Origin of the sequence: Herbiconiux oxytropis, assembly GCF_024979315.1 — a bacterium.
Lineage (GTDB): Bacteria > Actinomycetota > Actinomycetes > Actinomycetales > Microbacteriaceae > Herbiconiux > Herbiconiux oxytropis.
The window spans coordinates 18,801-42,711 of record NZ_JANLCK010000010.1 but is presented as its reverse complement, the minus strand read 5'-3'; the positions used below and the strand labels follow the sequence as shown (position 1 = coordinate 42,711).

Below are 23,911 nucleotides of genomic sequence, written 5' to 3'. Positions count from 1 at the left end.
TATCTTATCGGAATTGAAACCCGAAGCGTGATTCGACATTGCTTCTACCTGCTGCCTAAATGACCCGCCTCAGTGGTTGGCGAGTTCGCAGGCGCATCACTTCGTGCTGACACCGTTGAACAAAGGAGTTCTGTTGACAAACACCGACCACCCCGGGGACTCAATACCTCTGGCTGAGACGACACCGCCCATGGGCTTCGCCGGAGCCACCGTGCAAGGGGCGGAGGAGATGAACGTTGCATCGAGTGACGGCCCGGACGATCGTCCAAAGATCAGAGGTGGAGAGCTAGCGGCTGTTCTTGTCGGACAGCTGACGCTCTTCATGGCACTGGTCGTCCCGATCGGGTTCTCGCTGGCGGTCAAGGTTGGCTCCATCGACCCGGAGAACCAGAACACCGTGCTGGCTTTGGCGCTCGGTATCGCCAGCACGCTGGTGCTCTTCACGAACCCGGTCTTCGGTGTGTTGAGCGACCGCACGCGATCCCGTTTCGGGCGACGCCGGCCCTGGTTCGTCGGAGGCGTTCTGCTTGGAACGGTGGGAAGCATCGTCATCGCGTTCTCCGAATCGACGACACTCGTGATCATCGGATGGTGCATCGGACTGGGCGGCTACTCCTTGGCCAACCAGACGTTGGTCACGTTCCTGGGGGACCGTCTTCCGAGGAGCCAGCGAGGAAAGGTGATGGGCATCAATGGCGCCCTCACTCAGATCGGCCCGATTCTGGGCATCGTGCTGGCAGGCATGTTCACCTCGAACGTCAGCTTGATGTTCCTCGTCCCCGCCGGAATTGCCGTGCTCGGGGCGGTGTGGTTCGTCTTGGCGATGAAGGATCCCAAGTTCGAGGGCACGGTGCCGGAGCTCCGGTTCTCGGCTCTGGCAAAGGGGTTCTACTTCAATCCCCGCAAGCACTCGAACTTCGGCTGGGTGATCGTCAGCAAAGTCCTCGTGTACGGCTTCATCGCCCTCACCACCCTGTACACCGTCTACTTGCTGATGGCGCGGTTCGAGCTCGGCACAGCGGAAGTCGCGTCGCTGACCGCGCTGATCAGCCTGATGGGTGTCGCTCTCGCAGCCCTCGGGGCGCTCGGTGGCGGGTTCCTGTCGGACAAGCTGAAGTCACGCAAGCCGTTCCTCGTCATCGCCGCAGGGCTCCTTGCAGCAAGCGCTCTGACCGTGGCCACGTCAACCAGCATCCCGCAGTTCGTCATTGGGAGTCTGCTCACCTCTCTCGGCCTAGGGGTCTACGGGTCGGTCGATCAGGCTCTGCTCCTTGACGTCCTGCCGAGTGAAGGCAACGAGAACGGGCGCTACCTCTCCATCTTCTTCCTCGCGAATGGCGTCCCCCAGGCCATCGGCCCGTTCCTTGCCGCAGCCGTGCTTTCGTTGGCCGGCGGTGACTACTCCTGGGTGTACTTCGTGGGCGCGGCGTTCGCCGCTCTCGGCGCCCTCGCCATCATCCCCATCAGCGTCGGAAAGCGCGCAAGCCTGTCCACCACCAGCATCCGAACCATGTGACGAGTGTGAGGCGGCCCGCTAGCTATGCGGAGCCGCTTCACACCCTCGTCGGCCGACGCGGCCGCTCTCTCGGTACGGATACACCACTCAACGGAGCCCTACATGCCTGAATCGTCCCTGTCTCCCCTGGAACAGGCCAACGACCTGCTCGGTCGCATGACCCTGAGAGAGAAAGCTCAGCAGGTGTCCGCGATCATGCCGACCGCCCTGCTGGGGCCAGACGGCCCTGACGACAAAGTCCTCGACGAGATCATGAAGGACGGCATCGGGCACGTTTCGAACCTTGCCATGATGGGGGCCGCATCTCCCCACAACCTTGCGACCATCACCAACAAGGTGCAGCACTATCTGCGAGAGAACACTCGCTTGGGAATCCCCGCCATGTTCCACGCCGAAGCGCTGAACGGCTTTCTCGCACCCGGATACACGTCCTTCCCCACAGCCATCGGGCTGGCCGCAACATGGAACCCGGATGCCGTCGAGGAGATGGCGCGAGTGATCAGCCGACAGATGCGTTCCGTCGGGTCCCTTCATGCTCTCTCGCCTGTGCTGGACATCGCTCGTGACGCGCGGTGGGGCCGTGTGCACGAAACCTACGGCGAGGACGTCTACCTCACCACCGCCATGGGAGTCGGCTTCGTGCGCGGGCTCCAAGGCGACGACCTTCGCGAAGGAGTGCTTGCCACGGCGAAGCACTTCCTCGGCTACGCGATGACTGAGGCGGGCCAGAACATGGCGGCGACGCAGCTGGGCGAGCGGGAGTTGTACGACGTGTACGCGACGCCGTTCGAAGCAGCCATCAAGCTCGCCGGCCTCGGCAGCGTCATGAACTCCTACTCTGAGATCGACGGCGTCCCGGTGGGTGCCAGCCACGCGATTCTCACCGAGCTCCTCCGCGATCGCATGGGATTCACGGGTAGCGTCGTCTCGGACTACAGCACCGTTGAATGGCTCGCGACCCGCCAGTTCATCGCGCCGACGGCTGCAGACGCAGGATTGCTCGCGCTCACCGCAGGTCTCGATGTGGAGCTTCCCTCCGTCGTCGGCTACGGCGGACACCTCGTGCACGCTGTCGAAGACGGCCGCCTCGACGAGAGCGTGCTCGATGAGGCCGTTCGTCGCGTCTTGGTCGACAAGTTCGCACTCGACCTGTTCGAGAACCCCTACGTGAACGAAGACCCTATCGAGCTGAACCGGATCGCTGCCGAGGGGCAGGACCTGTCCCGGTCGCTGGCCGAGGAGTCGATCACTCTTCTGAAGAACGACGGCACACTGCCACTCCAGCGAGGGGTGCGCATCGCCGTGATCGGCCCCAATGCCGACTCCGCCATGGTCAACTTCGCTGCCTACACCTACCCCTCCAGCTTGGACATGACGAAGGGGATCATGACCGGGGAATCCCGGATGGCCGGGGTGAGTACGATGTCGGACTCCTCACCGGAGATCAGTCCCGAGGAGGCGGTGAAACGTGCCGAGCAGTACGCGCAGCTGATGAGCATCGACACAGACGCCCTCGTTCGCCACTCCTACGGCGCCATGGATCTCGCGGAAGCTCTGCGCACCGTCTCACCGACCAGCGAAGTCACCAGCACGATCGGCGTGAACATCCGGCCCGACGATCCTCAGGACGTCGCGGCAGCTGTTGAGGCAGCCGCAGCAGCGGACATCGTCGTTCTCGCTATCGGCGGCCGCGGGGGGTGGTTCGGTACGCGAATCACCGAGGGCGAGGGCACAGACGCCGCAAAGATCGAGCTTCCCCCGCATCAGGTCGAACTGGTGCGGGCCGTCTCCGCGACCGGTACCCCCCTGGTGGGCGTGTACTACCAAGGTCGCCCCTACGCGATCGCGGACGTCGACGAGCTGCTCGCCGCCTCCCTCGTCGCCTACTACCCCGGACCGTACGGATCGCAGGCCGTCGCGTCAGTGCTGTTCGGTGACGCGAACCCGAGCGGGAAGCTGCCCTACACGATCCCCCGCGCGACCGGGCAGGTGCCGCTGTACTACAGCCAGAAGCGCGGCAGCGGCTACCGCCGCAGCGACGGTGACATGTTCCGCAGCTACATCGACCTCGAGAACAGTCCGCTCTACCCCTTCGGGCACGGCGCGAGCTTCACCTCATTCGAGTACTCGAACGCGACGGTCAGCGCCGACACGGTGCCCACAGACGGCGGCGCCGTCACGATCACGGTCCAGGTGACCAACACGGGGGAGCGGGCAGGTTCGGAGATCGTCCAGTTCTATATCTCCCAGGCTGTGATCGGAATCACCAGGCCAGAACTGCAGCTCGTCGGATTCGCCCGAGCAATGCTCGCCCCTCAGGAGACCGGTTCCTTCTCGTGCACGGTGCAGGCCTCACAGCTCGGGTTCACCGGCATCGACGGTCGTTTCGTCGTCGAACCGGGGCCGGCCGCCGTCCGCGTCGGGTCCAGCTCGGATCAGGTCATGGCGGCCGTACCGTTCACGCTCACGGGCGACACTGTGGACCTGGAAGGCCAGCGCTCGTACCTCAGCAAGGCATCGACAACGCAACTGAATCCCACCCCAGACCCGAAGTTTCGACGTTGACCAGCTCACTGATGAACACGCCAGCACAGAACATGAAGGAGAAGGACCGATGACAGAGCAGCTTCGATTCGATGGTCGTGTGGCGATCGTGACAGGGGCGGGAATAGGGATCGGTGCAGCCCACGCCCGCTATCTTGCAAGCCGGGGTGCGACGGTGGTCGTCAACGAGCTTCCTGCCAATGTGCAGCGCGCTGAGAACGTCCGGGACGAGATCCGCGCTCTGGGCGGCACAGCAATAGCCGTCGGCGGCAGAATCGGTGACGACGACGACGCGATAGCTCTCGTGGCCCGCACGATCGAGGAATTCGGACGCCTGGACATTGTCATCCACAACGCCGGTGTCCCAGCCGGCAAGGTCATGGATGGCTCGGAACTGGTCCACAACGCGCCGAGTCCGGGGCTGGATATGTACTTCGACATCAACGTGCGTGGGTCGTTGCAACTCAACCGGGCCGCGTGGCCGCACATGGTCGAACAGAACTACGGCCGCATCCTGTTCACCTCCTCTGCAGTCGGAACGGGATTCTGGTACGGGCCAACGGGATACGAACTCGACTACGCCGTGTCCAAGCTGGCGGTCTTCGCCGCAGCCCGTCAGGTCGCCGCAGCCGGAAAAGAGCACGGGATCATCGCGAACACCCTGATGCCGTGGGCATTCACCGAGACAGTCGGAGCGAGCGGAGGAGGAGAGGAAACCGAACTCATCACCTTCATGCGCAGCACCCTTCAACCCGACAAAGTCGCCACGGCGATAGCCCCACTTCTCCACGAGAACGCGCCCACGACAGGAGAAGCCTTCACCGCTGGAGGCGGGCGCATCGCCCGCGTCTTCCTGGCGGGCACCCGCGGGTACTTCAACCCGGACCTGACCAGCGAAGACGTTGTCGCCAACTGGGACCAGATCATGGGAGAGACCGCGCCGTCCGGTGAGCTACTCGACGTCTTCGAACAAAGCCAGCCACGCGAAGAGAGGCTCTTCCTCAAAGCCCTCGAGATCGGCCACATCCCTGATCTCACGTGGATCGCCGAACAGTCTGTCAAAGACTCCACACGATCAGCCGCCGGCTGACCGTACGACTTCCTCATCCAACTCAACCCGCGACAACAACACCCCCGGGCGACCTCGGCCGCGGCGGTTTCGATCTCGAAAGGATCCTGAAATGACCGATCTTCCTTCCACTTTCCTGTGGGGTGCCTCAACCGCGCCGCACCAGATCGAGGGCAACAACATCAACAGCGACTGGTGGGCGCTGGAGGCCGCGGCTGGAATGGAATTCAGCGGAGACGCCGTCGACAGCTACCACCGCTACCGCGAAGACATGGAACTGCTCGCGGCAGCGGGCTTCAACGCCTACCGTTTCGGCATCGAGTGGGCTCGCATCGAGCCGCGCCCCGGTCAGATCTCGCGAGCCGAGCTGGCTCACTACCGCCGGATGATCGAAACCGCCTTCGAACTCGGTCTGGAACCGGTGATCACCCTTCAGCACTTCACCGCTCCGGCGTGGTTCGCGAACGAGGGAGGGTGGATGAGCGACACCGCCGTCGAGCGGTTCAGCTTCTTCGTCACTGCCGCGACCCAGATCCTCGACGGGGTCACATGGGTCGCCACGATGAACGAACCCAACATGCAGGCGATGACAGTGATGATCCGCGAAGCGATGACATCCGGCCTCATCAGTGAATGGCAGAGCCCGACCGTCGACGGAGAAGCTCAGCGCGAACGGATCGCCGCGAACCTCCCCACGCCCGAACCTCGAATCGGGCACCGAATGGTCGAGATCCACCACGCAGCCCGCCGTATCCTGCGCGAGCACACCGACGCGAAGATCGGTTGGACGATCGCCAATGCTGCCCTGACCTCGACGCCCGGCAACGAGGACAAGCTCACCCACATTCGTTACGACCAGGAAGACCTTTACCTCGAAGGCTCCCGCGGAGACGACTGGGTCGGCGTGCAGTCCTACTCCAGCCAGCAGGTCGACGCCAACGGCATCGTCCCCCACCCCGAACACCCCGACAACACTCAGACCGGCGCCGCCTACCGTCCCGACGCGCTCGGCATGGCTATCCGTCACACATGGGAGGTCACAGGCCTCCCCATCCTCGTCACCGAGAACGGAATACCCACGGCCGATGACAATCGCCGAATCGAGTACACGACCGGAGCGTTGCAGGGCATGATCGCCGCCATCGGCGAGGGGGCCGACGTCCGCGGCTACCTTCATTGGAGTCTGCTCGACAACTACGAGTGGGGCCACTGGCACCCTACGTTCGGCCTCATCGCCGTCGACCGCGAAACCTTCGAGCGCAAACCCAAGCCCAGCCTTTCCTGGCTCGGTCAAGTCGCCCGCACACAGGGTACGTCGCTGTCTGACACTTCGAAGTAGACAGCCTCACGGGGTGATGGATGCCGGGGGACGTGTCCACCGAAACCATTCGATCCCGCTAGACAATCCGTCGATTCATCCCAAGGAGTTTCTCGATGTCGTACACCCACTCAGAATCACTCGCCGGTAAAGCCGTCATCATCACCGGCAGCGGGCGAGGAGTCGGACGTGGAATCGCGCGCACCCTCGCCCGCAATGGCGCACAGCTGATCCTCACCGACATCCTCGACGATGCTGTCGCCGAGGCTCGCGAGGAACTCGCAGCGCTCGGAGCAGATGTGGACAGCATCGCCATCGATCTGCGCGAGCCTGATGCGGCCGAACAGATCGTCGGCACTGCAATCGACCGGTTCGGACGTCTCGACGGACTGGTCAACAACGCGATCGCCATCAATCCCGCCTCGCCATTCACCTCGCAAACAACGGACGACTTCGACCTAGCTTCTGACACCGGCCCGCGAGCAACCTTCCAGCTCATGAAGGCTGCACACCCCCACCTCGTGGCAGCCGGAGGTGGCTCCATCGTCAATTTCGGTTCGGGCGCAGGGTCAGCAGGAGAGATCGGATTCGCCGCCTATGGCGCAGCGAAGGAATCCATCCGAGGACTCACTCGCGTCGCGGCGGTGGAATGGGGACCAGACAACATTCGCGTGAACGTCGTTTTACCCTTCGCCAACAGCGAAGGCGCACGCATCTGGGAGCAGCAGGACCCAGCCAGTTACAACGCCGCGATGAACAGCGTTCCTCTCAAGCGGATCGGCGACGTCGAAAAGGACGTCGGCGCCCTGGTGTCATTCCTCCTCAGCGACGATGCCACCTTCCTCACCGCTCAATCGATCCACGTGGCCGGCGGAGCAGGTATTCACCGGTAACCCCGAGCTGAAAGGACAATTCTCCGTGTCTTTCATTGGAAAGTTCATTGATCGCAAATTCTTCGAGCCCGCCCACCGGATGAAGGTGTCGCAGTTCGTGGAACTCGATCCGCCCACCGGGGCAATCGCTTTCATCGGCGACAGCATCACCGAGGGCGGCGCTTGGCATGAGTGGTTCCCGGAACATCGTGTCATCAACCGTGGCATAAGCGCCGACACGTCCGCAGGAGTTAGAAAGCGCATTGCTGTAGCAGTTCGTCACGCTCCGGCGGCCGTCTTCCTCTTGATCGGAACGAACGACATCGGCCGTGGCCGCAAGACCGACGAGATCGTCGCCGACGTTGAGGGGATCCTCCGGGCCGTTCGCACCCACGCACCGGATGCACGAATCGTGCTGCAAAGCGTCATGCCCCGCCAAGCCAAGTACCGCACCCGCATCGAAGACGTGAACGCGAACTACCGGCGGATCGCCGGAAGCACTCCGAGTGCCGAGTACCTCAACCTCTGGCCGACCTTTGCCGACAGGGACTCTCTGCGGGGCGCCCTCACCGTGGACGGGCTTCATCTCAACGGGGCCGGCTACCGCGTTTGGACCGACGTGCTCCGCCCTCTCCTACCCTCCACGAAGCCCTAGCGACCCGCGACAATCCTTCGGCAACAACCCGGTCGCAGGCCAGCCGCCGCCCGCGATCAGGGCGAGCGCGAGGACGAGGCTGCCGAGGCGCGCCGGCCGGGGCAGGTCTGGGAACATGATCATCGGAAGAGCGGCAGCGGACGTCGCCCCTACCTCAACTGCGCCCCCACGTCGGACCGCTTACTGCGGCCGTGAAGCCGTCCGCGCGAGCTGCGCAGATTCGAACCGGCGGGCTTCTGCACGGAGCTCTACGTCTTCCGGTGCAGCCCCGCCAAACCCGCCGTGTGGCATGGCCTCAAATACATGCAGCTCCGCAGTGACACCTGCACGACGTAAGGCCCGGTGCATCCTGACGACATTGGAAAGGAATAGATCACGCGTGCCGCTTTGCAGGAACGTCGGCGGAAACTCGGACAGGTCAGCGAACAATGGCGAAAGATACGGGTGCGCGAGATCTTGGCCGCCTGCGTACAACAGGTTCGGCGTCATCTGTGACGCAAGCACCGTATCGATCCCATCATTCGTGACGAAGCTGTCCCCAGATTCGGTGAGGTCGACCTCAGGAGTGATCAGGACGAGTCCGGCTGGCATCGGGAGACCTTCATCATTGGCACGAACCAGCAGCGCGGCGGCGAGGTTTCCTCCGGCAGAGGTGCCGCTGACGATGACTCGATGCGGGCCAACAGCTTTCAGGGCCGCCCGATACACAGAAATGAGGTCATCGAGTGCGGCAGGGAACGGGTGCGAAGGAGGCATCCGATAATCGGGCACCCATGTAACTCCGCTTCGGCCGACGGCATGAGCGGCTCCAGCCATCCACGCAAGGTCTCCACCACCCAAGTAGAACGAACCGCCATGGATCTCGATGAACAGAGGTCCTTCCGGGCTGTCACCGACAGCCGTCGGCCGGAGGACATAAGTCACGACTCCGTTGATCGTCTCGGTACTCACGTCGAAAGACTCGCGAGACGGGAGGGTAGCCTCGAAATACGGTCGGACGAGAGCACCCATGGCTTGCACGTAGCCCATCCAACCTGCCGCGTCCGCAAGATCGGGATAGCGCGGGTCAACTCCACTGGTGGGAACAGATAGCGCTCCCTGCGCCTGCTCGCTGACACTTGTTGGCACCGGAGGAAAACCGAGTCTGTTATGCGCTGATGATTGAAAGACGTGCCGATCGTGGTGGGTCATGATTTCTCCTGGTTTAGCTGCGTCGCTGTGGCATCTGGTCGGGAATACTCGCCGGCTGACCTCGGCCTGATTGAGGTGGAAGGGCTCAGCGACGAGCGAGTCGGGAAGCTGGACGACACGTTGCCTCCCCCGCTACACGACTACCTCGAAACGCCTGATCCACCCGCAACAAAGATTGACTGTGCGGTGAGGTAGGTCGAATCATCGCTCAGCAGGAACGAAACCAGCGCACCGACGTCCTTCTCGCTGTCCCCGATTCGCTTGAGGGGTACGGCGTTGACGGCCGCATTGAATGCTTCTGGGTCAGTCTGCTCCCAATAGTCCGTTCCCTCGGTCCGCGCGAAAGGAAGGACGACATTGACTCGAATGTTGTCGGCACCCCACTCGAGCGCGGCCACTCGAGACAGTCCACGAATCGACTCCTTGGCAGCACCGTACGAGGCGAAACCGGGTTCTCCTGCAGCGCCGGCGCCGGATCCGAAGTTCACTATGGAGCCCCCGCCTGCGCTGACAAGATGCGGGTAGGCCGCCTTCATGAGAGCGAACGTTGCTCGAGGACCGGTGCTTATAGCGAGGTCGAAATCAGCCAATGTCTGACATTCCAACGGTGACGGCGGCTTGATGGCCATTGCGTTGTTGACGAGACCATGGACGGCTCCAAATTTGCGATAAGCCTCTTCGATGATCCGTTCGGCCGCATCAGGTTCTCGGAGGTCTGCCGCGATGCTGTGCACGTCGGTACCGTGGCTTGTCATGTCCTCGCGTAGGGTCTCGAGATCGTCGGCCAGGATGTCGGTGACCAGCAGCCGAGCCCCATTGCGTGCGAGGGTACGAGCAATCCCTCGCCCAATCCCACGGGCGCTTCCCGTGACCACTACTGCTTTGCCTTCGAGCGACTTGGGGTGTGTGTAGGACATCAGTTCCTTTCGGTTCGCGCCTTCTGTGGACTTGTTGCTGGCCAGGTCGACCCAAAGGGCCTTTCGCGCGGTGCCCGTACCCTCTTTCACGCTGCGCCTGGCAGAGTGGTGACGAGTTCCTCGCCCTCGGCCGGGTGCTCTGATGCTTTCCGTTTCGGAATGAAGAACCCCAGCAAGACGCTCAAGGTACCGATCACCGTCATGTACCCGAGGCTGACGAGGAAGCCGGTCCCGGAGATGAGACCCGTTTCCGGAGCAGCGAACAGGGCCAGCACAACTCCGGCGATTGCGGTTGCCGCGGACAGTCCGATGCTTGTCACGGTGGTGCTGGTTCCCGTGATCTCGCTCGAGTTCGCGGCGGAGACCGCATCGAACAGGACATTCGCAATTGCACCCACGTTCAGCGCGCTCCCGATCGTGACGCAGAGCACGGCAGCCATCGTGCACCAGAAGTTGCCAAGGAAGAAGATCACGAGCAGTAGCGGAAATGTCTGCAGGGCAGCAGCGAGGATGAAGACGCTGCGAGCACCATGCCGACGCGCGATCATTCCGCCAACTGGGCTCAGCGCAAATGCCAGTACTGCTGCGATGGCGCCGAGGCCACCTGCGGTCGCCGGAGAGAGTCCCAGTCCCCCGTCTGTGCCCAATGGGTACTGCTGGATGATCTGAAGGACGATCACGGATCCGCCGGCGGGCCCGAGCGCGAGAAGGAAGGCTGAGCCCATTGGTACGGCCACCGAGCGACTCTTGAAGAGCCGCACATTCACGATGGGGTGTTTGACCCGTAGTTCCCAGATCACCCATCCGATGAGCGCTGCGATTCCGAAAGCGAGAAGGCCGATGAACGTGATGCTCGCAGCTCCTACGGTCTGAACCAGGGTTATGGCGAGCAGGATCGCACTGATGGCGACAGGCATGACGACGGCGCCGATGAGGTCGAGTGGCCCTCGCTTCCGTGCCCCTGTGTCCCGTGGCAGGACGATGAGGCTGACGATGACGGTCACGACAGCGAAGAGGGCGGCGAAGAAGAAGATCGATGCCCAGCCGAAGAATTGCAGCAAGGAGCCGGCGATCAGCCCACCGGCGGCTCCGGCGAGAAGTGCAGACCCGCCAATCAGGGAGACGGCAACGGGGACCCGCTTGGAGGGCAGGTGTTCGCGGGCGAGACCGAAAGCCAGTCCGAAGACGGCCCCCGCCGTGCCCTGGATGGCTCGACCGAGGATGAGCATCGCGAGCCCGCCTCCAACCACGCTGACGATCGATCCCACACCGGCGAGTATGCACACGATGATGAGCACGCGTCGTCGGCCGTACAGGTCGCCAAGTCGACCGCCGAGTGCGGCTGAGGAGGCGGATACGAGCAGATACACGGTGACGGTCCAGGCGATCTGGTCCGCACCGACGTCGAAGACTCCGATCAAGGAGGGCAGAGCGACGTAGACCATCGAGCTCTCGAACGCGCTCAACATCACGGAGAGCGCAAGTGTAGCTATCAATAGCCCTGGTTTTGGCCGTCGCTTCTCGGCGGGCGGTTTGGGCTGGCTGTCTTGTGTCATTGGAAGCCTCTGTCCTGGCAACGCATGCGCTGAGAGCAAGCGTTGCGTCTCTCCCGGTCATCTTTGACCACGAGGTGTCCTGTCGGTTCTTCAGCGGTGAAGGCGAGTGACTGGACGGGTATTTGCAGCACACGCTCGTCTGCCGATTGGTCTTGTCACCAACGGAAAAGCGAGCTCTCGGGTCTGTTGTGCTGCAGCACCGGGGCTACTGCGTAGGCCGGGTGCGTGTTACTGGAATAGAGCTATGACAGACACTACGAACGATGATTCGTGCGAATGCTGATTCGTAAGCTACTGCCGTTCAGCGTCTTGGTCAAGGGCGATTTTCAGCCCGTGATTCACTTGGCACGATCCGAGCTGACCTGGTCGTCGTGCGAGAGCAGCATCTCTCGTCGGATGCCCCATCAGGAAGCATGCTCGCCGAATCAGGCCGGCTTTATCGATTGCCGCTGCCGCAAATTGAACTGCGGACCGGTCTTGGCATCGAGGTTCTAGGCCGGGTGGTGAGAGACCATGCGGAGCGCCATCGTGGCGTACTGCGCTGAAGCTTCATCCATGTTTGCCAGCACTTCCCCGTCTGACATCTGAAGCACCGTCCCCGCGCCGGAGACCTCGCCCCACGAGGGGTACTCGGCTTGGTGGAGAAATGAGGTGGCTAGGCGGGTTCCCATTTCCAGGAGCGCGACTGTTGCAAACAGGGAGTCTGTGTCTTGGTCGAACTCGCCTTGTCGTTGGCCCTGCTCCACGAGAGCCCGTAGTCCTGTGAAGTGGGCGTTCTGGAGTCCGTGCACCCTGGTCAGGCTTTCCGCATCGAGCAAGAGCTTCTCGCGATCCGTGATGGCAGCTTGCCGCCCATGCCGGAGGAGGTAACTCAGACGGGTCGTTGCCGCAGCGTAGAGCGCATCACCTGCCGTCAATTTGTCCCTGATGGCACGATTGAACGCCTCAAGCGTTTCGACCTCGTAGGTCACGATGATCTCGGCCAGAATTGCTTGCTTCGAAGGCCAATGGTTGTACAGGCTTGCAGGGACGAGGCCTACGGCGGCGGCGATCTGCTCCATCCCTGTTCCGCTGTACCCCTGCCGGGCGAACAGCGTTGCAGCAGCATCCTGAATTTCGGCTCGCCGGGACCCGATTTTTCGTTGGGCTGTCACTTTTGCAGTGGACATGCCGAGAATCCTACCGTCAAGTCGTTTACCGGCCGGCCGTCCCCCTCGCGAGGTACGCCGGTGTGAACCGAGAGCACCTCACGTGAGCGCCTCGTCTGGTAGCGCCGTGGGCACCGTCACTGCGGCTCGCTCGTGATGTTCCGGAGCAACTGGACGGTGGCGGCTGAGGCCCCTTCTAGATCATGAGACTTCCGCCGTTGACTCCGATTGTTTGACCGGTGATCCAGTCGGCTTCGTCTGATGAGAGATACACGGCCAAATACGCCGGGTCCTCCGGCTTGCCTACTCGGCCAAGAGGAATTGCGTCTGCATAGTGCTGGAGCGCGCTGGCGTCTTCAAGGACCAGTCCGAGCGAGATGGTGTTGCAGGTGATCCCGTACTTGGCGTTCTCGGCGGCGATACTTCTCATGAATCCGATCTGACCAGCCTTGGCCGCGGAGTATGAGGCGATACCGATAGGAAGGCCCTCTTGACCGGCACTGGATGACACGGTGATGATTCGGCCGTGTTGCCGTTGGATCATGCCTCCCAGAACGGCTCGGGAGCAATTCAAGACGCCGTACAGGTTCGGCGCCAAGATCGTGGCCCAGTCGTCTGGCGAGGTGGCAGCGAATGGCTCCATAGGCATGAGCCGCTCGGGGCCCCCGGTGCCGGCGTTGTTCACGAGGATGTCTACGGGTCCCTCGGTCGAGGCGATGTCAGCGACCGCCTCACCAACCGCAGCAAAATCCGAGACATCGAAACGTAGAGCTCTTGCCTCCCCTCCGGCTTCGACGATCGCGGCGACAGTTCGCTCTGCGCGGTCTAGGTGGAAGTCGTTGACGATGACGGTGGCTCCCTGAGCTGCCAGTGTGCGGGCAATTCCTGCGCCGACATTCTGGCCGGCGCCGGTGACGAGCGCGACTTTTCCATCGAGTACGAACATGTTCTACCCTTCATGTCCAGCAGCCCGCGGGCGCCAGATCAGCTTCGTGTTCGGGTGGTCGGTGATGAATGCGGGGTGCGGCGTCGCGGCCCTGTTTCGTCATCAGGAAGAGTGACCAGGGTTCGCGACGCCGCACCCGAGTTGTGGACCTGCCGGGTGGGCGCTGGATCAGCTGGAAAGCGCTTCCACGAAGCCCTCGTACGAGAACTTCTCGTTTGCGTATGCCGAGTCCAGGAACTCGTAGAGTTCGGCGACCTTGCCGTTCTCTGAGAACCGAAAGTGGACAGCGTAGAAGTTCTCGTAGTCCAGCCCCGCGTTCGTGACCGCCCGCGTGGTGACCTTGAGCGCAACCTTGTAGCCGTCGACGATGATGTCGGTGATCTCGGGAGTGAGGCCGTTCGGGTAGAGGAACTTTATCGATTTCACTACCGTTGCGAAGCCTTCGTGGCCGAAGTACTCGGTGTGCCCGACCTTGTAATAGGCGTCCGGCTCGACGATCGGCTCGTAAACTGCAGGATCGAGGGTGAGGTAGTGATCGTAGAAGTGCAGGGCGAGTTCGCGAGATCGCTCGTCGATATCTTTCGTGTCAGTCATAACGTCTTCCTTTGCAAAGTCTGTAGGGGGCTGATAGGTGACTAGGCCGGCTGTGAGGCGAACGGCCGGGTGAGTTCCAGCATGTCCGGGTACTTCTGCAGGTGGGCGCCGCCGTTGATGTCGAAGGTTGCTCCTGTGATCCAGGTCGCCTTGTCCGACGCGAGGAATGCTGCGACGTCGGCAATCTCTTTCGGCTGACCGGAGCGGCCGAGGGGGGTGTTGTCGTTGAACTGCTCGAGCAGCCCGGGGACCATCTCCGAACCTGCCGTCATCGGGGTTTCGACTCTGCCTGGCTGGATCGCGTTGACGCGGACTCCGCGTACTCCCTGCTCGAGCGCAGCCACTTCCACGAGCATCGTGGCTCCGGCCTTGGATGCGCAGTAGGCACCCATTCCGGTACCTGGCTGACGTGCGTTGAGGGACGAGATGACGGTGATGCTGCCACCCTCAGCGATTGCCAGCCCGGCGTGCTTGAGCACCAGGAACGTTCCGGTCAGGCACACGTCGACGGTCTTCTGCCACGCCGTGAACGAAAGTTCGGTGAGCGCCCCCACGAAGGTCAAGCCCGGACAACTGACAACCGCGGCCAGGTCGGTGATTCCGGCGAAGCCGGCCGCGACGGATTCCTCATTGGTCACGTCCATCGTGATCGCCGAGGTGTCGCCACCAATCTTTGTTGCTGCAGCCTGTGCCGCTTCGAGGTTGACGTCCGCGATCGTCACGTCGAACCCGTCGTCGTGCAGCGCCTGTGCGGTGGCGAATCCGATGCCGGACGCCCCCCCGACGACTACCGCGCGGCTCATGCGGTCACGTCCGTTTCAGAGGTCTTGTCCTTCAGGAATTCGTCGCGCGCAGAGACCCACTCATCGCGGTGGCTGGTGGCGTACGCGTAGCGGTCCTTCCAGCGAGCATCGTTGCTGTCCGCGAACTTGTAGTCGAACTTGATCGAGGTGCGGAACTCCACTACCTCAACGCCTTCCGGTCCTGCCGTGTATCGGTAGGGCGAGTCCTTCGGCACGAAGAACCCGTCGCCGGCGCCCAGTGTGCGCTTCCCAAGGATCAGGGTGCCAGACGCGATGTAGTACAGGCAGTCACCATCATGGCTGTGGGGCGGGAGCTCGAAGTGAGGAGCGAGCCAGGCGTGGACGAGGCTGAGTCCGTCGGTGCGGTCGGATCCTTCAGGGGGCACGTCGCGGAAAAGGACCTTCGAAAACAGGCCCACTCCCATGGAGTCGTCAGTCGCGTTGACGATAGACGCCTCAGGAATCTCTTTGAACTCCATGACCCCGGATTCGAGGAGCTCCGGGGCGTCTACGTAGGTAAAGGGTTGGATGGATGGCCGGGCGGCCGGGGGGGTGTCGGTTGTCATGATGATCCTTTCTTCGTTGAATGGTTGTTACAGGTCAAGAACGAGACGGCGGCCTTTTGCACGGCTGACGCAGAGCATGACGGTGTCGTTCGCAGCTTTTTGATCGTCTGACAGGTATTCGTCGCGGTGATCGGGTTCGCCCAGAAGCAGCTTGGTCTCGCACGTACCGCAGTAGCCCTCGAGGCACGAGTAGGGCTGGTTCGGGCGAGCTGGGAGGATGGCGTCGACGATCGACTGAGTCGCCGACACGGGAATGACCTCTCCGGTGCGCGCCAGCTCGACCTCGAAGGAACCATCCGCGGGCTGGTGCGCGTGCACTTCACCAGAGCTTTTGAAACGCTCGACATGGAGTTGTGCCTCGAGGCCGAGCGCCGAGCATGATGCGGCCAGTGCGTCGAGCATCGGCGCGGGACCGCACGCGTAGATTGCCGTTCCAGGTATGGCGAGCGACAGTTCGCGCGCAAAGTCTGCACGGCCGTCGGTGTCCTCGGGGATGATGCTGAGCTCTCCGCCGCGAGCTGCACGCAGCTCGTCTTGAAACGCCATTGATGAGCGATTGCGACCGCCGTAGACCAGACGCCAAGGCACCGCCGATTCCGCGGCGCTCCGCACCATGGCAAGAATGGGCGTGATGCCGATTCCACCGGCGAAGAACAGGTATTGAGATGCCGGAACGAGCTCGAAGTTGTTGCGCGGACCTCGAATCTCGATGGTGTCACCCTCCGCGAGCCGGTGCATGGCCTCTGATCCGCCCTGGCTGGCCGGATCAAGAAGGATTCCGACTGTGTAGCCGCGGTCATCGGATGGTTCGCCGCAGAGGGAGTATTGGCGCACCAATCCTGATCCCAAGCGGAAGTCGAGGTGCGCGCCGGGTGCCCACGGGACCACTGGGCGGCGGTGGGTCGGTTCGAACCGGAGGGATTTCACGCGGTCCGCGATGTCGCGGACGTGGGTGACCACAAAGCTCTCGAACTCGGTTTCGTAGGCTTCCATTTGGAACAACTTTTCTTCAGGCGTCGGAGACGACGGCGGCGCGGTGTTGCTCGGTATCCGGTAGATGTCTCAAAGAGTCAGTGGGAGCTGTTCCAGGACGAACATGCTGCTGATGGTCTCGTGAGGAGAATCTGCGACGATCACTCGAGCGGCGATGAATTCGCCCACCTCGAGTTGATCGAGGGATTCTGATTCGCTCGGCCAGAATTCGAGCTGCAGCGGTTCGGCTGAGAACTCTTTCGTGGGCACCTGGAAGCTGTTCGCGTTGACATCGCTGGACACGATGCTGCGGTCCACGTATCCCTTGTAGTCCACCGTAGGGATTTCCCGTACGGCAAGAACTGGCACTGCCCCCACCGTCGCTGCTGTCTGAGTGGATGCTCCGCCGATGGCGGCGCCCACTTTGACTCCGAGGCTTGCGATGCGCCGGTTCTTCCGGTCAACGGTAATCAGGAGGTCGTCGCCTTCTTCGACTGTCGACAGATCTCCCGCGACTTCGAGCCCGTTGCGGTAGAACCGGATGTCGCCGAACTTCTTCAGCATCCCGTAGACCTGGCCAGAGAAGATCAGCATCTCGGGGATGGTCTTGTCGTGTGCCGGAGCTGCTCCGTCGACAAACTCCCATCCCGCCTGAGCCGGGGTCCCCTTGTAGTCGATGCCGGCGAAGAAGGCGAAGCCCGTGTAGGGAGCCAGCCGGCCGTCTCGCCCGCGGAAATTCGGCGATGTGAAGGCCATGATGGTGCAGAATGCTGGCCTGTCCCGATCGACCTGGAGGGGCGGGGGCACGATGAGCTTCTGCAGAGCATCGTGAGTTGTCTCGAAGGTGAACTGGACTCGCGTCATGTCGGCGTGCTGAGGAGCTTCGTACCCATGCATTGCGGATGTCCCGGGACGGGCACCTAGAACATTGGAAACGCCGGCGGGATTGTTGTCTGTCCCGTAGTCCACCCGATCGGTTATTGACATCATGCTCCCCTTTACTAGGTGCGTAGAACGACATTGGTCTGAAGCGTTGTGCCACCCTGAGGTGTTCACTCCCGCCGACTACGAATGGTCATTCGCGCGAACGGTGATTCGTAACGTAATCGGGCCCTCGTTCACTGTCAAGTTGAACTCACCGCAATAGGCTCCGTTAGGGCTGTTTCCCAGTTAGCCTCGAGAGCTCTGGACTTGTCCGTCACGCCGACGCGCAGCCGCACGCCCCGAGCTCGCAGGTCGCCCGCGCATCGGGGATTTGCAGCCCTACTTGACAAGCTCTGTGGCGCAGTCATAGCTTACGAATCAAGGTTCGTATGAACCGCGATTCGTATCACCGATCGAGGGGCGACGCTGCTCCGAAGTGACGAGAGCTTCAGAACAATGTCGTTCGATCCACGAAGCAAGGGGAGCAAGATGTCGAGAATTGACCGGGCGGATTATGGCACAGACCAGAACCCCGCCGGAGTATCGAATGTGCTGGGAGCGCGGCCAGGAACGGCCGCCATGCACGGGTACGATGCACCCCAGCACAGCAACATGACCCGCTTGCAGTTGACATTCGAGACGACCCATACGGCGTTGCAGAAGCTCATCGCCCCGCCCCCCTTGGAAGTGGATCTCGATGCGCCTGCATACTGCACGATCATGGCGTTCACGTCGCCACATTTCCGTGGACGAGACGGTCGTGTCGCGCCATACACAGGGTTCTCATTCTGGTCCTCCGTCGACCACAGAGGAACGAAAGCGCAGGCCGGCTGGGAATTTGTCGACGGCGCGGCTCCTGCCCACGACAAAACCGTTCCGGAGATGCTGATCTTCTCCGGACAGGTCTATGGCATGTTGAAGAAGTTCGGAGACATCCGGTTCTATCTGAACGGGTCAGAAGTAGCTGGCGACCTGTCCTCGGTCGAAGAAGGCGACGATGTACTGATCACGGTCGATCGAAAGAGTCACCGAATCGCAAGTCTGCGAGTGCAAGTGGCTGGACCCCTGAATGCCGCAGCTCCCGAGGACGAAACCAAGCTCGTCGGGGCGGTTCCGGTAATGGCGGTGCGCGAGATCCCGACGGTCGACTATAAGGGCTTTGTTGACCGCAGCATTGTGTCCACCGACGTGAACGCGAACAAGGGCCAGCTGCTGAAAAAGCAGTTTGTGGCGAAGCCGCTTCACCTCGAGTTTTGGCCCAGTGAGGCGGAGTCTCTTGACGACCTAGACGTAGGTCGGTTTGTGAGCGCCAGCCTGATCGTGGCAGACGTAGCACACGAGACAATCAGCACGATGTTCGTCGTGGAAAGCCTTCCCCTCACCATCTGACTCCCGAAGCGGCGATCATCGGCTCCAGTCAGTCACATTCGCGCTTACTTGACCGCTCAATGGGCGCCAGCGCTCAGCAACACTTTGGCCACCAGAAAGCAACTCCCCACGAAAGGAACACCATGACAGAAATCACCGACATCGACGTGAAGTCACGACAGCTCGCAATGCAGTTCTACGACTACTTCTGCACCTTCGACCCGGCAGTTTACGAGCATCTCGTTGAACCAGACGCCTACTACAAAGTCGGGCACGCTGAGTACTTCGGGCACGAAGGGTTCGCAAATGTTGCAAAGGTGGCGAAGTTCGTCTACCCGAACGGTCTCACACCCGAGATCACGGACGTCATCGTCGAAGGCTACAAAGTGGCGCTCAAGGTGACAACCAGAGCCGTCACGAATAAGGGGCTCGACTACGAGAACTTCTACGCTGTCCACTTCCGCTTCTCAGAGAACGGCAAGGTCGCCGAACTCAACGAGTTCCCGGACACTGCCTACGCTCTGGAAAAGTTCTCCCACGAGGGTATCGAAGACCTTCTGTAGGAACCTGATGGCGGCAAGAGGGAAGTGACTGAGCTTCATGCGCCAGAACGTGCGCATGATGTGTCGAGGCGCGATTGCAGGCGACGCCCGTGTGCTCTCCCAGCAGCGCCATGGTGGGCCACTTGCCCTCTCCATTCCTCCGCTGTTCCCGGCCACTTCTCGACAGCTTCTACTGGCAGCAGGGCTCTTGACTGAGTTCGCCGCGCTCGCGCTGCATACTGGGCCTTTGGGCTGCCGTACGCACCCTGGGTTGTTTGTCAGGCTTGGAAGCCGCGGCCGCCGTCATATGTGACGCGGCATACGACAGCCGATGCACAGACGAAACCGCCCGACCCCGAAGGGCCGAGCGGCTTCCGTCACCTTGGGGGGTGAAGGTCAGTCGTTGTCGTTGTCGTTGCCGCGCGCACGGGTACCGGCCTTGGCGATGCCGCGGCTGATGATGTAGGCCGCCGTCACGACGGCGACGTACTGCCAGGCGTGGTCGGCGCCGAAGCCCTGACCGTCGTCGCCCTGGTCGGTGACGGCGGCGGCGATCAGGATCGCTGCGGAGACGATGAGCCAGATGTAGAACTCGGTGGTCTTGAAAGCCGACTTCGTCTCGCTGAAGACGCGTCGGACGACAGTGTTGTGAGTGCGGGCAGCGCCCTGCGAAGTGTTGGACATAGGAGTGTCTCCTTGATGATGGGGCGGAAGAATTACCGCCGGAAGCTGTCGAGCGCAATACGCCAGGGTCTGGGGCGCCACGACAAAGGGCTTCGATTCCTGACAGTAGCCTGCCGCGCGACGTCGCGCAGAGGGTTGCGGACTGCCGCGTCTCGTGCCACACGCGAGACGCCTCTCGAGGGCTATCTGCCGAACGCTGACCGTGCGGGGCAGTCGAAGGGGTCGCCGCCGGCCACCATTCCGACCGAGTTCAGGTAGCGCACCACGATGGCGTACGACTGGACGAGGGTGGTCTCGGTGTAGGCGATGTCGTGCGCCTGGCAGTAGGCCATGACCATCGTCTGGGCCCGCCGCAGGTTCGGTCGCGGCATGTTCGGAAAGAGATGGTGCTCGACCTGGTGGTTCAGACCGCCCATGAAGATCTGCACGAGGGGTCCGCCGCTGATGTTCCGGCTGGTGAGCACCTGGCGGCGGAGGAAGTCGACCTTGCTGTCGTGGGCGAGAACGGGCATCCCCTTGTGGTTCGGAGCGAACGACGCACCCATGTACACCCCGAAGACGGCCAGCTGCACCCCGATGAAAGCCGCGCCGACACCCGGCGAGAGAAACACGAAGACGGCTGTGATGTAGAGCCCCAGCCGGGTGGTGAGCATCGCGATCTCGACGGGGCGCTTGTCGACCTTGCCCGGTCCGAAGACGGTGCGGAGGCCGTGGAGGTGCAGGTTGAGGCCCTCGAGCACCAGGATGGGGAAGAACAGATAGCCCTGCCGACGGGTGAACCAGGCGAGCATGCCGACCGCCTGCGCGGCATCATCCTCGGTGAACGAGACGACGTCCCGGGCGATGTCGGGGTCGCGGCCGAGCACGTTGGGATTGGCGTGGTGCCTGCTGTGCTTCGTCATCCACCATGAGTAGCTGATGCCCACGACGGAGTTCGCCAAGGCGCGCCCCGCGATGTCGTTCGCCCGGCCGGAGGTGAAGATCTGCCGGTGGGAGGCCTCATGCGCCAGGAACGCGTACTGGGTGAAGACGATGCCGAGGAAGCCGGCGACGATGAGCTGGAACCACGAGTCGCCGAGCAGCACGAAGGCGGTGACCGCCGCCGCCAGGGCGATCGTGATCACCGCGAAAGTCATCAGGTAGAAACCGCGGCGTCGGCCGAGGAGACCGGCGTCGCGGACTTGACGGAGCAGACCGGAGTACTCGGACGTCGGGTTGACGCCGTGGCGTCTCGGTCTGGTCCTCGTCACACCACGAGGCACGGGAAGGTCGGGATGGATGCTCACAGCGGGTCTCGATCCGGAACGCGGTGACCGGGGCTGGGGCGACCTGAGCTCAGGCTACCCCGACCGCGTCATCGCAGCGACGCCCGGGCACGTTCCTGAGGACACCGTCACATCAGGTCCCGCATCCGCTCAACCGGATCTCATCAAGCCGCTCGTCGACGGCCTCAACGTCGACCGGGCCGTGATCTCCACACTCGAGCCACGCGCCGGTGTGGCGTAGGTTGAGGGCATGACCGGCCAGACACGAGAAGCACAGCTCGCTGAGACCTTCGTCGATCTCGCCGACACCCTTGTCGCGGATTTCGACGTCGTCGACCTCCTGCACGTGCTCGTCGAGCGCACGGTGCACATCCTCGATGCCGCCGACGCCGGCATCCTCCTGCCCAACGGCGACGGCGTGCTGGAGGTCATCGCCTCGACCAGCGAACGAAGCCACCTCATCGGCCTCCTCCAACTCGACGCCCACGAGGGGCCCTGCGTCGACGCGTACACCTCGGGCACGATCGTGGCCGTCGACAACATCGCCTCCACCTACGCCAGGTGGCCCACGTTCGCCACCGACGCCTCCACCCTCGGCTATCAGTCCATGTACGCGATCCCGATGCGGCTGCGGCACGAGACCATCGGCTCGTTGAATCTCTTCAGCGATCGCACCGGACCGCTGGACCCGAAGGACACCACGACCGCCCGGGCCCTGGCCGACGTCGCCACGATCGGCATCCTGCAGGAACGAGCCATTCGGGAAGCCGACATCGCCCGCGAACAGCTGCAGCACGCGCTCAACAGCCGGGTCGTCATCGAACAGGCCAAAGGCGTGCTGGCCCACACCGAGAGCCTTGACATGCACGACGCGTTCGCCCTCCTCCGCGACCGGGCCCGCCGCACCGGCCGTCGCCTGTCCGACGTGGCGCAGGAGGTCATCGACGCCGCATCCCTGCGCCCCTGAGCCCCACCCACGGGCAGTGGCGACGCCGGAAGACGGCGCTGGCCTGGACGACGTGCTCTAGACGGTCGTGTGCCCCGACTGTCGACTCCAGGCCTGGGTGGCGACCTGCACCGCATCCCACGGCGACCCGAGCGGAGGCGTGTAGGAGAGGTCCAGATCGCTCATCGCCTCGACCGTCATGCCGTGGTGGAGTGCGGTGGCGTAGGTGTCGACCCGCTTTGCGATCTCGGCACCGCGGGCTCCCACGAGCTGTGCTCCGAGCAGCAGTCCGCTGTCGGTGTCGCCGGTGATCCGGATGCTCAGCGGTTTCGCGCCCGGGTAGTACGCCTTGTGATCGTCGGCGATAGCCGTGCCGCTGAGGGGCGTGTGGCCGGCGGCGACGGCTTCATGGTCGCGGAGGCCCGTGCGCGCGGCGACGAGATCGAAGACCTTCACCACCTGGGTGCCGAGACTCCCGGCGAATCGGGCGCTGCCGCCGATCGCGTTCTCCCCCGCCACCCTTCCCTGCTTGTGCGACGTGGTGCCGAGCGGCAGGTAGGTGACGCCGAGCAGGCGATGATGGGTGACCACGCCGTCACCCGCCGCCCAGACATGGGGCAGGCCGGTGCGCATCCGCTCGTCGACGACGGCCGCTCCCCCGGCCGCGACGCTCGCGCCGGCATCGGTGAGCAGGCTGGTGTTGGGACGCACACCGATGACCAGGAGCACCACATCCGCCGTGCGGGCGTAGCCTTCACCGTTCTCTCGTCCGGTCACAGTGAGTCGACCACCGGCGGCGCGGGCGACTCCCTCGACTCGAGCGCCGGTGACGACGTCCACACCGTTCCGGGTGAGCTCGTCGTGCACGAGAGTGCCGAGTTCCGGGTCGAGGGTCGAAAGCACCTCGGGGCCACGTTGCAGTTGCGTCACGTGGAGGCCCCGCACAGTGAGGGCCTCGGCCATCTCGAGGCCCACGTATCCCGCGCCCACGATGATCGCCGTCTCCGGCTGATGCTCGTCGAGGTAGCGCTCGAGCGCGAAGGTGTCGCCCATCGAATGCAGCACATGCACCCCGTCGTCAGGGCCGAGCCCGCCGGGCCCGACTCCCACGATGCCGGCGGTCGAAGGTGCGGCCCCGGTGCCGACCATGAGCTCGTCGTAGGCGATCGTCGACTCCACGCCGCCGGCGTCGCGCACGGCGAGCTGCCGGCTGGCGACATCGATGCCCGTGGCGAGGGTGTCGAGGCGAAGCCGCATCCCCGTCGCCTCGAGATCTGCGTGAGTGCGGTGAGCCAGCGACTGCCACGGGTCGACCTCCCGGGAGAAGTAGTACGGGATGCCGCAGATGGAGAAGTTCGGGTACGAGTCGGCGACGACGACGGTGACGTCGACGGACGGGTCGAGTTCGCGGGCGCGGAGCGCTGTGGAGATTCCGGCGTCGTTTCCGCCGATCACGACCAGATGCATGGAGTGTGCCTTTCCTGAGGGTGCGGGATCTCTCTGTCGGCCCCATCT

The 23,911-nt window shown here is 63.0% G+C and carries 23 protein-coding genes; 10 read left to right on the top strand and 13 right to left on the bottom strand.

Features of this window, described 5'->3' with window-relative positions:
* Positions 1 to 190: 190 nt before the first annotated feature.
* The 6 genes from N1028_RS15845 to N1028_RS15820 all read left to right on the top strand — a co-directional run bounded on the left by N1028_RS15845 (position 191) and on the right by N1028_RS15820 (position 7,974).
* A complete protein-coding gene (locus N1028_RS15845) occupies positions 191 to 1,516 on the top strand; it encodes an MFS transporter (protein ID WP_259530360.1) in 1,326 nt (441 codons plus the stop codon).
* Positions 1,517 to 1,618: 102 nt separating this feature from the next.
* Positions 1,619 to 4,081 (top strand): glycoside hydrolase family 3 N-terminal domain-containing protein, encoded by a 2,463-nt coding sequence (locus tag N1028_RS15840; protein WP_259530359.1) that lies wholly within the window; start codon positions 1,619 to 1,621, stop codon positions 4,079 to 4,081.
* 49 nt (positions 4,082 to 4,130) lie between these two features.
* On the top strand, positions 4,131 to 5,150 hold the full coding sequence (locus N1028_RS15835; protein ID WP_259530358.1) for an SDR family NAD(P)-dependent oxidoreductase: 1,020 nt from the start codon (positions 4,131 to 4,133) through the stop codon (positions 5,148 to 5,150).
* A gap of 91 nt (positions 5,151 to 5,241) precedes the next feature.
* Entirely contained in the window at positions 5,242 to 6,468 is a 1,227-nt protein-coding gene (locus N1028_RS15830; RefSeq protein ID WP_259530357.1) for a family 1 glycosylhydrolase, read from the top strand.
* 95 nt (positions 6,469 to 6,563) lie between these two features.
* Positions 6,564 to 7,340 carry an SDR family NAD(P)-dependent oxidoreductase gene (locus N1028_RS15825; protein WP_259530356.1) on the top strand — a complete coding sequence of 259 codons (777 nt, stop codon included), beginning with the start codon at positions 6,564 to 6,566 and terminating at the stop codon, positions 7,338 to 7,340.
* Positions 7,341 to 7,365: 25 nt separating this feature from the next.
* Positions 7,366 to 7,974 carry a GDSL-type esterase/lipase family protein gene (locus N1028_RS15820; protein WP_259530355.1) on the top strand — a complete coding sequence of 203 codons (609 nt, stop codon included), beginning with the start codon at positions 7,366 to 7,368 and terminating at the stop codon, positions 7,972 to 7,974.
* A gap of 180 nt (positions 7,975 to 8,154) precedes the next feature.
* On the opposite strand, the gene N1028_RS15815 is transcribed toward N1028_RS15820, so the two are convergent.
* The 10 genes from N1028_RS15815 to N1028_RS15770 all read right to left on the bottom strand — a co-directional run bounded on the left by N1028_RS15815 (position 8,155) and on the right by N1028_RS15770 (position 17,564).
* Positions 8,155 to 9,165 (bottom strand): alpha/beta hydrolase, encoded by a 1,011-nt coding sequence (locus N1028_RS15815; protein WP_259530354.1) that lies wholly within the window; start codon positions 9,163 to 9,165, stop codon positions 8,155 to 8,157.
* Between the two features lie 140 nt (positions 9,166 to 9,305).
* Positions 9,306 to 10,172 (bottom strand): SDR family NAD(P)-dependent oxidoreductase, encoded by an 867-nt coding sequence (locus tag N1028_RS15810; protein WP_259530353.1) that lies wholly within the window; start codon positions 10,170 to 10,172, stop codon positions 9,306 to 9,308.
* Complete coding sequence (locus tag N1028_RS15805; RefSeq protein WP_259530352.1) at positions 10,169 to 11,638, bottom strand: MFS transporter; 1,470 nt, start codon at positions 11,636 to 11,638, stop codon at positions 10,169 to 10,171. The genes N1028_RS15810 and N1028_RS15805 overlap by 4 nt, the downstream gene beginning before the upstream one ends.
* Before the next feature lie 491 nt (positions 11,639 to 12,129).
* Positions 12,130 to 12,807: a TetR/AcrR family transcriptional regulator gene (locus N1028_RS15800; RefSeq protein WP_259530351.1), complete on the bottom strand. Its 678-nt coding sequence runs from the start codon at positions 12,805 to 12,807 to the stop codon at positions 12,130 to 12,132.
* 175 nt (positions 12,808 to 12,982) lie between these two features.
* On the bottom strand, positions 12,983 to 13,732 hold the full coding sequence (locus N1028_RS15795) for an SDR family NAD(P)-dependent oxidoreductase (protein ID WP_259530350.1): 750 nt from the start codon (positions 13,730 to 13,732) through the stop codon (positions 12,983 to 12,985).
* Positions 13,733 to 13,900: 168 nt separating this feature from the next.
* Positions 13,901 to 14,326 (bottom strand): nuclear transport factor 2 family protein, encoded by a 426-nt coding sequence (locus N1028_RS15790; protein WP_259530349.1) that lies wholly within the window; start codon positions 14,324 to 14,326, stop codon positions 13,901 to 13,903.
* A 41-nt stretch (positions 14,327 to 14,367) separates the two neighbouring features.
* Positions 14,368 to 15,129, bottom strand: a complete 762-nt coding sequence (locus tag N1028_RS15785) for an SDR family NAD(P)-dependent oxidoreductase (RefSeq protein ID WP_259530348.1) — start codon at positions 15,127 to 15,129, stop codon at positions 14,368 to 14,370.
* Entirely contained in the window at positions 15,126 to 15,695 is a 570-nt protein-coding gene (locus tag N1028_RS15780) for a cupin domain-containing protein (protein ID WP_259530347.1), read from the bottom strand. The genes N1028_RS15785 and N1028_RS15780 overlap by 4 nt, the downstream gene beginning before the upstream one ends.
* Positions 15,696 to 15,722: 27 nt before the next feature.
* Complete coding sequence (locus N1028_RS15775) at positions 15,723 to 16,688, bottom strand: PDR/VanB family oxidoreductase (protein WP_259530346.1); 966 nt, start codon at positions 16,686 to 16,688, stop codon at positions 15,723 to 15,725.
* Between the two features lie 69 nt (positions 16,689 to 16,757).
* Entirely contained in the window at positions 16,758 to 17,564 is an 807-nt protein-coding gene (locus N1028_RS15770) for an acetoacetate decarboxylase family protein (RefSeq protein ID WP_375163418.1), read from the bottom strand.
* A 516-nt stretch (positions 17,565 to 18,080) separates the two neighbouring features.
* Between N1028_RS15770 and N1028_RS15765 the strand changes: the two genes are divergently transcribed.
* Positions 18,081 to 18,980, top strand: coding sequence for an acetoacetate decarboxylase family protein (locus N1028_RS15765; RefSeq protein ID WP_259530344.1), 900 nt, complete (start codon positions 18,081 to 18,083; stop codon positions 18,978 to 18,980).
* A 122-nt stretch (positions 18,981 to 19,102) separates the two neighbouring features.
* Positions 19,103 to 19,522, top strand: a complete 420-nt coding sequence (locus N1028_RS15760; protein ID WP_259530343.1) for a nuclear transport factor 2 family protein — start codon at positions 19,103 to 19,105, stop codon at positions 19,520 to 19,522.
* Positions 19,523 to 19,897: 375 nt separating this feature from the next.
* Here the strand turns inward: N1028_RS15760 and N1028_RS15755 are convergent, their stop codons facing one another.
* Complete coding sequence (locus N1028_RS15755) at positions 19,898 to 20,185, bottom strand: hypothetical protein (RefSeq protein ID WP_259530342.1); 288 nt, start codon at positions 20,183 to 20,185, stop codon at positions 19,898 to 19,900.
* A gap of 182 nt (positions 20,186 to 20,367) precedes the next feature.
* A complete protein-coding gene (locus N1028_RS15750; protein ID WP_259530341.1) occupies positions 20,368 to 21,321 on the bottom strand; it encodes a fatty acid desaturase family protein in 954 nt (317 codons plus the stop codon).
* 142 nt (positions 21,322 to 21,463) lie between these two features.
* On the opposite strand from N1028_RS15750, the gene N1028_RS15745 reads away from it, so the two are divergent.
* Together N1028_RS15745 and N1028_RS15740 are read left to right on the top strand one after the other, a co-directional pair.
* On the top strand, positions 21,464 to 21,691 hold the full coding sequence (locus tag N1028_RS15745) for a hypothetical protein (protein WP_259530340.1): 228 nt from the start codon (positions 21,464 to 21,466) through the stop codon (positions 21,689 to 21,691).
* Positions 21,692 to 21,700: 9 nt separating this feature from the next.
* Positions 21,701 to 22,417: a GAF and ANTAR domain-containing protein gene (locus N1028_RS15740; protein ID WP_259530339.1), complete on the top strand. Its 717-nt coding sequence runs from the start codon at positions 21,701 to 21,703 to the stop codon at positions 22,415 to 22,417.
* A gap of 57 nt (positions 22,418 to 22,474) precedes the next feature.
* Here the strand turns inward: N1028_RS15740 and N1028_RS15735 are convergent, their stop codons facing one another.
* A complete protein-coding gene (locus tag N1028_RS15735; RefSeq protein ID WP_259530338.1) occupies positions 22,475 to 23,863 on the bottom strand; it encodes an FAD-dependent oxidoreductase in 1,389 nt (462 codons plus the stop codon).
* Between the last annotated feature and the right edge of the window lie 48 nt (positions 23,864 to 23,911).